A 9,264-nucleotide genomic window follows, 5' to 3' on the forward strand; every position below is an offset into this window, starting at 1 on the left:
AACGGCGACCTGCGCTTTCGACCTGGTCGCGCGCGAGTTCGTCGTGGTGACTGCGGACGGCGCCGACCTGAGAGCCTTCTCCCCGCTGTGTGCCCTGCTGCGCCGCATGCGCAAGGCCTTCGGCCTGGAGGCCGCGTTCATTTCGGAAGCCAGTGACGGCGAGACGGTCGTGCGCTGCCACGACGACGGCTCCGACGGCGAATGCGACCCGCTTCAATCGCTGTTCGGCCTGCGCCTGCTGGCCGAGACCGCCCCCGAGACCTGCAGCAGCACTTACGACGCCGTCCCGGTGATCACGAGCGACGGCATGGAACACGGCACGCTGTGCTTCCGCGTGGCCGGCGCGGACAGCGGCGACGCGCCCGACCGCGCCGCGCTGCGGTCGGTGGCCCGGCTGATCGCGAACTGGTTCGAGGACGCCGAGCTGTCGCTGAGCGGCTTCGCGCCGCTGGCGGGCGCGTCCGTCATGGGCAGCCTCTGCGCCACGGTCTACTGAGGCTGCCTCAATCCGCCATCGCCGCTTCCAGCGCGTCGATGAACATCGCCGGCACGTCGAAGCCGGCCTGCTGGGTAATCTCCTGAAAGCAGGTCGGGCTGGTGACGTTGATTTCGGTGAGCCAGTCGCCGATCACATCCAACCCCACCAGCAACAGGCCGCGCGAAGCGAGCACCGGCCCCAGGGCGTTGGCGATCTCGTAGTCGCGCTTGGACAGCGGCTGCGCCACGCCCTTGCCGCCGGCGGCCAGGTTGCCGCGGATCTCGCTGCCTTGCGGGATACGCGCCAGGCTGAACGGCACCGGCTTGCCGCCGATCACCAGGATCCGCTTGTCGCCTTGCGTGATCTCGGGCACGAAGCGCTGCACCATGATGGTCGTGGTGCCGCCGCGGTTGAGCGTCTCGATGATGGAGCCCAGATTCAGCCCATCCGCGCCGACGCGGAAGATGCCCATGCCGCCCATGCCGTCCAGGGGCTTCAGGATGATGTCCTTGTGCTGGGCGTGGAACTGCTTCACGTCCTCTTCGTCGCGCGTCACGAGCGTGGGGCTGGTGAAGGCGGCGAATTCCATGATCGCGAGTTTTTCCGGATGGTCGCGCAGCGAGGCGGGCTTGTTGAAGACGCGCGCGCCCTCGCGTTCGGCCTGCTCGAGCAGGTGCGTGGCGTAGAAGTACTCGCTGTCGAACGGCGGGTCCTTGCGCATGATGATCGCGTCGAAGTCTTTCAGATCCCGCACGCCTTCATGCGAGACCTGGAACCAATCGTCCAGCGTGCCGGTGAGCGTGATCTCGCGCACGCGAGCCTTGACGACATCGCCGCCGCGCCACGAGAGATGGCACGGCTCGCAGGCCGCCACGCGGTGGCCGCGGCGCTGCGCCTCGCGCATCATGGAAAAAGTGGTGTCCTTGTAGGTCTTGAAGACTTCCAGCGGGTCGGCGACGAAGAGGATGTTCATAAGCTGGGCTCGGTTTGCCCGTACTGTTGCACAAATCCGATGACCCCGTGGCGATTGGGCCAGGGGCGGAGCCTGTACCCGGCGGACCCGGTGCTACGGCCGCGCCTGCTCGAGCAGCCACGCGCGAAAGGTCTGCAGCGCCCGGTGCTCGCCGCGGCTTTGCGGATAGACGAGGTAGTACGCCTTGGGCGCGCGCCACTTCAGCGCCGACAGCCGCTTGAGCCGTTTGGAGGCCACCGCGTCGCTCGACATGTAGGGCGGCAGAAGCACCGCGCCCAGGTCGCTGGCCGCCGCATTCATGGCCATCCACATCAGGTCATAGGTCGGCCCTTCGCGGCCCGGGTCGGACGCGATGCCGGCCTGCCGGAACCATTCGGACCACGCCTGCGGTCCCGTCGAGTGATTGATCAGCGCGGCCTTGGGCGTGGCGGGGCCGAGCTTGGCGCCGAACCGGCGAATCCACCCGGGCGATGCGTACGGCTGCAGGTCCAGCGGCATCACGTAATCGCAATGCATGGCCGCGCGCTGGCCGTCACCGAATTCGAGCGAGGCATCGATGTCGCGCGAACTGAAGTCCGCGGGGCCGATGCGCGTCGCCACGTTCAGCACGATCTCCGGGTGCGCGCGGGTGAAGCCGGACAGGCGCGGGATGAGCCAGTAGCTGCCCAGCGACGCGCCCACCGAAAGGTTGAAGACACCGCCACTCGCCCGGTGCGCGCGGGCGTTGGCGGTGGCCCGCTCCAGGCGTTGCAGCAGCGGCGCGATCTCCTCGAGGTAGTTGCGCCCCGCATCGGTCAGCGCCAGCGTGAGCGCGTTGTGCTTGCGCAGGAAGAGCCGAACGCCCAGGCCGTCCTCCAGCCCGATGACCTGACGGCTCACGGCGCCCTGCGTGAGGTTCAGCTCCTGCGCCGCGCGGGTGAACGAGCCGAGCCGGGCGCTGGCTTCGAAGCACTGCAAGGCCGTGACGGTAGGAAGGCGTCGCATGTTTTTGCATGAGCAAAGCGCATGATCTTCAGCAGAAACAATCGTTTGAGATCAGCGCCGTGCGGAGGCATTATCGCCTTGCAGCCTGCGTTGGGCATGCTGGAGTGAAGGAAACGACCATGAATAAAACAGATAATCATACGAGCCTGACCCGGCGGCGCATGCTGCAGTTCGCAGGCGCTGCGGCGTTGTCGAGCCCGATGCTGGCGCGCGCTGCCTGGCCGGACAGGCCGATCCGCTTGATCGTCCCATCGCAAGCCGGCGGCTCGCCCGACATCATCTGCCGCCTGCTCACGGCCGAACTGGCGAGGTCGTTCCCGCAGCCGTTCGTCATCGACAACAAGCCGGGCGCCGGCGGCAACATCGGCATGCAGGAGATCGTGCGCTCGCCCGCGGACGGGTACACCCTCGGGTATGGCAACGTGGGCACGCTGGCGATCAACCGCACGCTGTACCGCAAGCTGCCGTACGACCCGGACAAGCAACTGGTGCCGGTGTCGCTGCTGGGCTACGTGCAGAACGCGCTGGTGGTGCGCAACGAGCTGCCGGCGCAACACGTCAAGGAATTCATCGCCCTGGCCAAGTCGCGCCCGGGCAAGCTGGTGATGGGCTCGGCGGGCAACGGCACGACCGGCCACCTGGGCGGCGAGCTGTTCAAGAGCATGACGGGCACGTTCATGGTCCATGTGCCTTACCGCGGCAGCCCGCAAGCCATCCAGGACCTGATCGGCGGGCAGATCGACCTGATGTTCGACAACCTGGGCTCCATCATTCCGCACATCAAGACCGGCCGCGTGCGCATCCTGGGTGTTTCGGGACGATCGCGCAGCCCGGTGTTTCCCGAGGTGCCCACCATCGCCGAAGCCGGCGTGCCGGGCTACGAGACCACCGCGTGGGGCGGCATCGTCGCACCGGCGGGAACGCCGCGCGAATTGATCACCCGCCTGAACGGCGACATCAACAAGGCATTGGCGAGCCCGTCGCTCAACGAGAAATACGCGGCGCTCTCGTTCGAATCGACGATCGGCCCGCCCGAGCGGCTGTTCGACCGGGCGCTGCGCGAGACGCGCCTGTGGGCCGACATCATCCGCCGCTCCGGCGCGCAGGTGGATTAAGGATGTCGCCCCCACGCTCACTACATTCGCTGCCCCCCGAGGGGGCCCAGCCCTCCTTGGGAGCGGCCCGGCGGAGGGCATGATGCTCGACCTGGTCATCGAAAAAGGCGAGGTGGCGGACGGCAGCGGCGGGCCTCGGCTGCGGGCCGACGTCGGCGTCCAGGACGGGCGCATCGTGGCGCTGGGCGACCTTTCGGGTGAGGCGGCGCATCGCCGCGTCGATGCGAGCGGGCTCGTCACCGCGCCCGGCTTCATCGACGTGCACACGCACGACGACGCGCTGCTTCTGCACACCGGCGGCGAGCCGCATCCCAAGGTCCTGCAGGGAGTGACTTCGGTCATCACCGGCAATTGCGGCGTGAGCCTGGCCCCGCTGGTGTGCAGCCGCGCGCCCGCGCCGTTGGACGTGCTGGGTCAGGACGCGTTCCGCTTCGCGTCATTCGCCGCGTACCTGGCCGCCGTGGAGGCGTCGGCCCCCATCGTCAACGCAGCCTGCCTGGCCGGGCACTCCACCTTGCGCGTCGCCCACATGGCGGACCTGGACCGGCCGGCGAGCGAGAGCGAAGCCACGGCAATGCGGGATGCCCTGGCCCAGTGCCTGCGCGACGGCGCCTGGGGCCTGTCGACCGGGGTCTACTACCCCACGGCCTGTGCGGCCACGGCGGACGAGGTCATCGCCATCGCGCGGCCGCTCACGGCGGCGAGCGGCCTGCTCACCATGCACATCCGCGACGAGGGCGACCGCATCGACTCGGCACTTCGTGAGGCATTCGCCATCGGCCGCGCCCTGCAGGTCCCGCTGGTGCTGTCGCACCACAAGCTCGTGGGCAAGCGCAACCACGGCCGGTCGGAGCAGACGCTCGCGCTGGTCGAACAAGCGGCGCGCGAGCAGGAGGTATGCCTGGACTGCTACCCCTACGACGCGTCCTCCACCATGCTGCTGGCCTCGCGGGTCGAGCAGTCGCGCGACGTCATGGTGACCTGGTCGCGCCCGCATCCCGAAGCGGCGGGCCGCTCGCTGCGGGAGCTGGCCGCGCAGCGCCGGGAGGCGCCCGAGGAAACGGCCCGCGCCCTCTCGCCCGCAGGCGCCATCTACTTCGCGATGAGCGAGGTCGACGTCGGCCGTATCCTGGCGCACCCGCTCACGATGGTCGGCTCGGACGGGCTGGCGCACGACGCGCATCCGCACCCGCGCCTGTGGGGTACGTTCCCCCGCGTGCTGGGCCGCTACGTGCGCGAGCAGAAGCTGCTCACGCTCGAAGCCGCGGTGCACAAGATGACGGGGCTGAGCGCGCGGCGATTCGGCTTGCCCGGGCGCGGCCTGGTGGCGAAGGGCTTTCACGCCGACCTGGTGACATTCGATCCGGGCCGCGTGCTGGACCGCGCCACCTACCAGGACCCGAGCCTACCGCCCGACGGCATCCACGCCGTCTACGTCAACGGCCAGCTGGCTTGCGAAAACCGGCAGATGACGGGCACTCGCCCAGGGCGCGTGTTGCGGCGCGCGGTTCGATAACGCTCACCCGCGCGCCAGCTCGATCCGGGCGACGAGCCCGTGCGGCTCGACCCGCCTGATCTGCGCGTCGCCACCGTGGCGCTGCGCGATTTCGCGCACGATCGCCAGCCCCAGCCCCACGCCGCCGGGCACGTCGCTGGCGCGCACGAAGCGCTGGAACACCTGCAACCGTTCGGCTTCGCTGATGCCGGGACCATCGTCTTCGACTTCCAGCACCGCCAGCGCATCCTCGGCACGGGCGCGCAAGGTGATGGTGGCGCCACGGCCGGCATAACGCGACGCATTGTCGATGAGGTTGTTGAGCGCCTCGCGGATCAGGAGGGCGTTGCCGCGCAACAGCAGCTTGTCGGCGCCCTCGTAGCCGAAGTCGATGTCTTGCGCCAGCATGCGCGGCGTCCACTCGCGGGCCAGCTCGCGCGCAAGCTGCGCCACATCCAGCTCTTCCACCGGCATTTCGCCCTCGCTGCGCGCGAGTGAAAGCAGCTGATGCACCAAGTGCGCGCTGCGTTCGACGGCCGCATTGACTTTGACGAGGCGCGATTTCAGCGCGTCGGGGTCGGTCTCGGCGAGTGCCAGTTCCAGCTGGCCCTTCAGGCCCGCGAGGGGCGTGCGCAACTGGTGCGCTGCGTCGTTGAGGAAGCGCTTTTCCTGCTGCATGCTGCGGCGCACGGCGGCCAGCAATCGATTCACGGCATCGGCCAGCGCGTGCACTTCGCGCGGCGCCTGCGTCATCTCGATGGGGTGCAGCGTCTCCACCGATTTTTCCGCCACTTCGCTCTGCAGTTTCTGCAGCGGCATCAACCCGCGCCGCACGCCGGCGCTGACCAGGAATCCGAGCACCGCGCCCAGCAGCACCAGCGGCACCAGCATGTCGTAGATCAGCTCGCGCGCGATGCGCTCGCGCACGGCCAGGCTCTTGGCGACTTGCACGCGCATGCGCTGCGGCGCGTCGGCGTCGCCGTAGTCCACTTCCAGTGCGGCGTGGCGAAACGGCTTGCCGCCATAGGGCGCGTCGTAGAGCATGGGCTCGCCCTTGATGCCGGCCGCCGGCGGTGCGGGCAGCGGATCGCGGCCCACGTTGCCCAGCACGAAGCTGCCCGGCGGCGACGACACCATGTAGCTCACCGGGTCGCCGGGGTCTTCTTCCATGATGGCCTGGGCCGCGCGCGGAAAGTCGATGTACAGGCCCGATCCCGCGGGCTTGACCTGCCGCGCCAGCGAGCGCACCGATTGCGTCAGCGACTGGTCGATGCCCTTGAGCGCGTAGTTCAGCGCGATGCGATAGGCCAGCGTCGCCACGGCCATCCACATGATCAACTGCGGCAGCAGCAGCCAAAGCAGCAGTTTGCGGCGCAGCGACAGGACCCGGCGGCCGGAAGTCGCGGCGGCCATGTCAGGCCTTCAGCGCAGTGGTTTTGTCTTGCTCGAGCATGTAGCCCAGCCCGCGGATGTTGCGGATCGACCAGCCCGAATCCGTGAGCTTGCGGCGCAGGCGGTGCACGTAGACCTCCAGCGCGTTGGACTGCAGCGGCTCGCCGTCGTTGGACTGCCAGGCGGCGACCACGGCTTCGCGGCTCACCACATGGCCGGCATGCGCGATCAGCAAGCCCAGCAACTCCCATTCGCGCTGCGTCAATTCGGTGGCTTTGCCCGCGATCCACGCGCGTGGCATGCCGGCCTCCACCCGCAGCGCAGATGCATCGGCGCGGGCGAACGACGCGCCGGTGAAAGGCGCATAGGCGGGCAACTGCGAGCGCCGCAGCAGCGAGCCGATGCGGGCCAGCAGCTCGCTCATCTCGAACGGCTTGGTGAGGTAGTCGTCGGCGCCGCGCTTGAGGCCCATCACGCGGTCCTCGATGCCGTCGCGGGCGGTGAGGATCAGCACGGGCAGTGCCGGTGCGCGCTGGCGCATCCAGTCCAGCAATTCGAGGCCGTCCATGCCGCCGGGCAAGCCCAGGTCGAGAACGACCGCTTCGTAGCGGCCGGCCTGGAACACGTCGATGGCCTCGCGGGCATTGGCTGCGGCGACGACTTCATGCGGCGCGTGCGCGAGCTGCGCCGCCAATGCGTCGCGCAGCAGTTCGTCGTCCTCCACCACCAGCAGTCGTGCCATGCGCAAAGCATACAGCCAGTCGCCCCCACCCCTGCCCTCCCCCGGAGGGGGAGGGAGTAATGCGCCTAAGCATGGAGACGGTCTCCGGTGGCGGGATGGAACCAGCTTGCGGCTTGCGCGTTCACCGCCAGGCCCACGTGCTCGCCCGGCTGCACGCCTGCTTGCGGCGGGCAACGCAGCACCACGTCACCGGCGACGGTCTTGACGATCACGTAGGTGTCGGCACCGGTGGGTTCGACCACACTCACTTCGCCGCGCCAGGGCGCGTCGGCATCCAGGCTCAGGTGCTCGGGCCGCAGCCCCAATTGCGCCTCGGGCGCCGGGCAGTCGAGCGGCAGCAGCGCGCCAGCAACCGCGAAGCCGTTCGCGGCGGCACCGCCGTTCACCAGATTCATGGTCGGCGAACCGATGAAGGTCGCGACGAAGGTGTTGGCCGGTGTGTCGTAGATTTCAGAAGGCGTGCCCAGCTGCTGCACCACGCCGCCCTTCATCACGGCAATGCGCGAGCCCAGCGTCATCGCCTCGATCTGGTCGTGCGTGACGTAGACGCTGGTGATGCCGCTGGCCTGGTGCAGGCGCTTGATCTCGGCGCGCATCTCCACGCGCAGCTTGGCGTCCAGGTTGGACAGCGGCTCGTCGAACAGGAACAGCTGCGGCTTGCGCGCGAGGGCCCGGCCCATTGCCACCCGCTGGCGCTGCCCGCCCGAAAGCTGGCTGGGCCGGCGGTCCAGCAGGTGCTCGATCTGCAGCATGGCCGCCACTTCGGCGATCAGTTGCTCGCGCTGCGGCATGGGCACCTTGCGCATTTCCAGCGCGAAGCCGATGTTCTGCGCCACGGTCATGGTGGGATAGAGCGCGTAGCTCTGGAACACCATCGCGATGTCGCGATCCTTGGGCGCCACGCCGACGACGTTGTTGCCCCCGATGCGGATCTCGCCGCCGATGGGCTCGTCCAACCCCGCGATGATGTTGAGCAGCGTCGATTTGCCGCAGCCCGAGGGCCCGACCAGGATCAGGAATTCTCCGGGCTCGACGCGGATGTCGATGTGCTTGAGCACTTCGACCTGGCGCTCGCCTTTGCCGAAGGTCTTGGTGATGCCGATGATGTCCAGGGGGGATGCCATGTGTGCTTATCCTTTGACGGCGCCGGCGGTGAGGCCGCGCACGAAATACTGTCCGGCCAGGATGTACAGCGCCATCGTGGGCAGGCCGGCGATGATGGCCGCGGCCATGTCGACGTTGTAGGCCTTGACGCTGCTGGAGGTGTTGGCCAGGTTGTTGAGGCCCACGGTGATGGGCTTGGATTCGGTGCCCGAGAAAGCGACGCCGAACAGGAAGTCGTTCCAGATCGAGGTGAACTGCCAGATCAGCGTGACCATGATGATGGGCGTGCTCATGGGCAGGATCACGCGCAGGAAGATCTGCCAGAAACCGGCCCCGTCGATGCGCGCCGCGTTCACCAGCTCGCGCGGGATGGCCGCGTAGTAGTTGCGGAAGAACAGCGTGGTGCTCGCGAGGCCCGCCAGGCAATGCACCAGCACCAACCCGCCGATGGAAGAGGACAGGCCCAGCCAGCCCAGCACCTGGCTCATGGGCAGCAGCACCACCTGGAACGGCATGAACACGCCGAACAGCAGCAGCGCGAACAGCGGTTCGCTGCCGCGAAATTTCCACAGGCTCAGCACGTAGCCGTTGAGCGCGCCCCAGGCGGTGGAGATCAGCACCGCGGGTACCGTCATCAGCACCGAGTTCCAGAAGAATGGCCGCAAGCCATTGCAGTCGATGCCCGTGCAGGCACCGGACCAGGCCGAGTGCCAGGCGTCGAGGTTGAAGCTTTGCGGCAACGCCAGCAGGTTACCGCTGCGAATCTCCTGCGCGTCCTTCAGGGACGTCACCAGCATCACGTACATCGGCACGAGGAAGAAAAAGGCGGCCAGCAACAGCACCGCGTAAACGGCCATGCGGCCGAAGGACAACCTAGCGGTCATGGGGCTTGCTCCGCAGTTCGCTGTAGAGATAAGGCACGACGATGGCCGCAACGGTCGCCAGCATCATGGTGGCGCTGGCCGCGCCCAGGCCGATCTG

General features: G+C 68.2%; 9 protein-coding genes and 1 pseudogene. 3 read left to right on the forward strand and 7 right to left on the reverse strand.

The window, feature by feature from the left end; genetic code table 11:
- On the forward strand, positions 1-496 hold a 496-nt coding region (locus VLK61_RS10740), incomplete at its 5' end, for a hypothetical protein (protein ID WP_325420970.1).
- Positions 497-503: 7 nt separating this feature from the next.
- Here the strand turns inward: VLK61_RS10740 and gshB are convergent.
- Together gshB and VLK61_RS10750 are read right to left on the reverse strand one after the other, a co-directional pair.
- Positions 504-1,451 (reverse strand): glutathione synthase, encoded by a 948-nt coding sequence (gene gshB / locus VLK61_RS10745; RefSeq protein ID WP_325420971.1) that lies wholly within the window; start codon positions 1,449-1,451, stop codon positions 504-506.
- A gap of 93 nt (positions 1,452-1,544) precedes the next feature.
- Positions 1,545-2,408 carry a LysR substrate-binding domain-containing protein gene (locus VLK61_RS10750; protein ID WP_325420973.1) on the reverse strand — a complete coding sequence of 288 codons (864 nt, stop codon included), beginning with the start codon at positions 2,406-2,408 and terminating at the stop codon, positions 1,545-1,547.
- A 35-nt stretch (positions 2,409-2,443) separates the two neighbouring features.
- Here VLK61_RS10750 and VLK61_RS10755 point away from each other — a divergent pair, with 35 nt between their 5' ends.
- Both VLK61_RS10755 and VLK61_RS10760 read left to right on the forward strand, forming a co-directional pair.
- Positions 2,444-3,550, forward strand: coding sequence for a Bug family tripartite tricarboxylate transporter substrate binding protein (locus VLK61_RS10755; protein ID WP_325420975.1), 1,107 nt, complete (start codon positions 2,444-2,446; stop codon positions 3,548-3,550).
- A 79-nt stretch (positions 3,551-3,629) separates the two neighbouring features.
- Positions 3,630-5,066, forward strand: a complete 1,437-nt coding sequence (locus VLK61_RS10760; protein ID WP_325420977.1) for an N-acyl-D-amino-acid deacylase family protein — start codon at positions 3,630-3,632, stop codon at positions 5,064-5,066.
- Positions 5,067-5,069: 3 nt separating this feature from the next.
- On the opposite strand, the gene VLK61_RS10765 is transcribed toward VLK61_RS10760, so the two are convergent.
- The 5 genes and pseudogenes from VLK61_RS10765 to VLK61_RS10785 all read right to left on the reverse strand — a co-directional run.
- Positions 5,070-6,458: a sensor histidine kinase gene (locus VLK61_RS10765; RefSeq protein ID WP_325420979.1), complete on the reverse strand. Its 1,389-nt coding sequence runs from the start codon at positions 6,456-6,458 to the stop codon at positions 5,070-5,072.
- A gap of 1 nt (position 6,459) precedes the next feature.
- On the reverse strand, positions 6,460-7,179 hold the full coding sequence (locus VLK61_RS10770) for a response regulator transcription factor (RefSeq protein WP_325420981.1): 720 nt from the start codon (positions 7,177-7,179) through the stop codon (positions 6,460-6,462).
- 65 nt (positions 7,180-7,244) lie between these two features.
- Positions 7,245-8,303, reverse strand: a complete 1,059-nt coding sequence (locus VLK61_RS10775; protein WP_325420983.1) for an ABC transporter ATP-binding protein — start codon at positions 8,301-8,303, stop codon at positions 7,245-7,247.
- Between the two features lie 6 nt (positions 8,304-8,309).
- Complete coding sequence (locus VLK61_RS10780) at positions 8,310-9,167, reverse strand: carbohydrate ABC transporter permease (protein WP_325420985.1); 858 nt, start codon at positions 9,165-9,167, stop codon at positions 8,310-8,312.
- A pseudogene (locus tag VLK61_RS10785) lies at positions 9,157-9,264 on the reverse strand (sugar ABC transporter permease); the annotation flags it as partial. The gene VLK61_RS10780 and the pseudogene VLK61_RS10785, both read right to left, overlap by 11 nt.

Origin of the sequence: Aquabacterium sp., assembly GCF_035476535.1 — a bacterium.
In the GTDB taxonomy this organism is placed as follows: domain Bacteria; phylum Pseudomonadota; class Gammaproteobacteria; order Burkholderiales; family Burkholderiaceae_C; genus Pseudaquabacterium.

Coding starts and splice junctions, on each gene's coding strand:
- gshB (WP_325420971.1), bottom strand. CDS start 1,451: ATGAACATCCTCTTCGTCGCCGACCCGCTGGAAGTCTTCAAGACCTAC.
- VLK61_RS10755 (WP_325420975.1), top strand. CDS start 2,444: ATGAGCAAAGCGCATGATCTTCAGCAGAAACAATCGTTTGAGATCAGC.
- VLK61_RS10760 (WP_325420977.1), top strand. CDS start 3,630: ATGATGCTCGACCTGGTCATCGAAAAAGGCGAGGTGGCGGACGGCAGC.
- VLK61_RS10765 (WP_325420979.1), bottom strand. CDS start 6,458: ATGGCCGCCGCGACTTCCGGCCGCCGGGTCCTGTCGCTGCGCCGCAAA.
- VLK61_RS10770 (WP_325420981.1), bottom strand. CDS start 7,179: ATGGCACGACTGCTGGTGGTGGAGGACGACGAACTGCTGCGCGACGCA.
- VLK61_RS10775 (WP_325420983.1), bottom strand. CDS start 8,303: ATGGCATCCCCCCTGGACATCATCGGCATCACCAAGACCTTCGGCAAA.
- VLK61_RS10780 (WP_325420985.1), bottom strand. CDS start 9,167: ATGACCGCTAGGTTGTCCTTCGGCCGCATGGCCGTTTACGCGGTGCTG.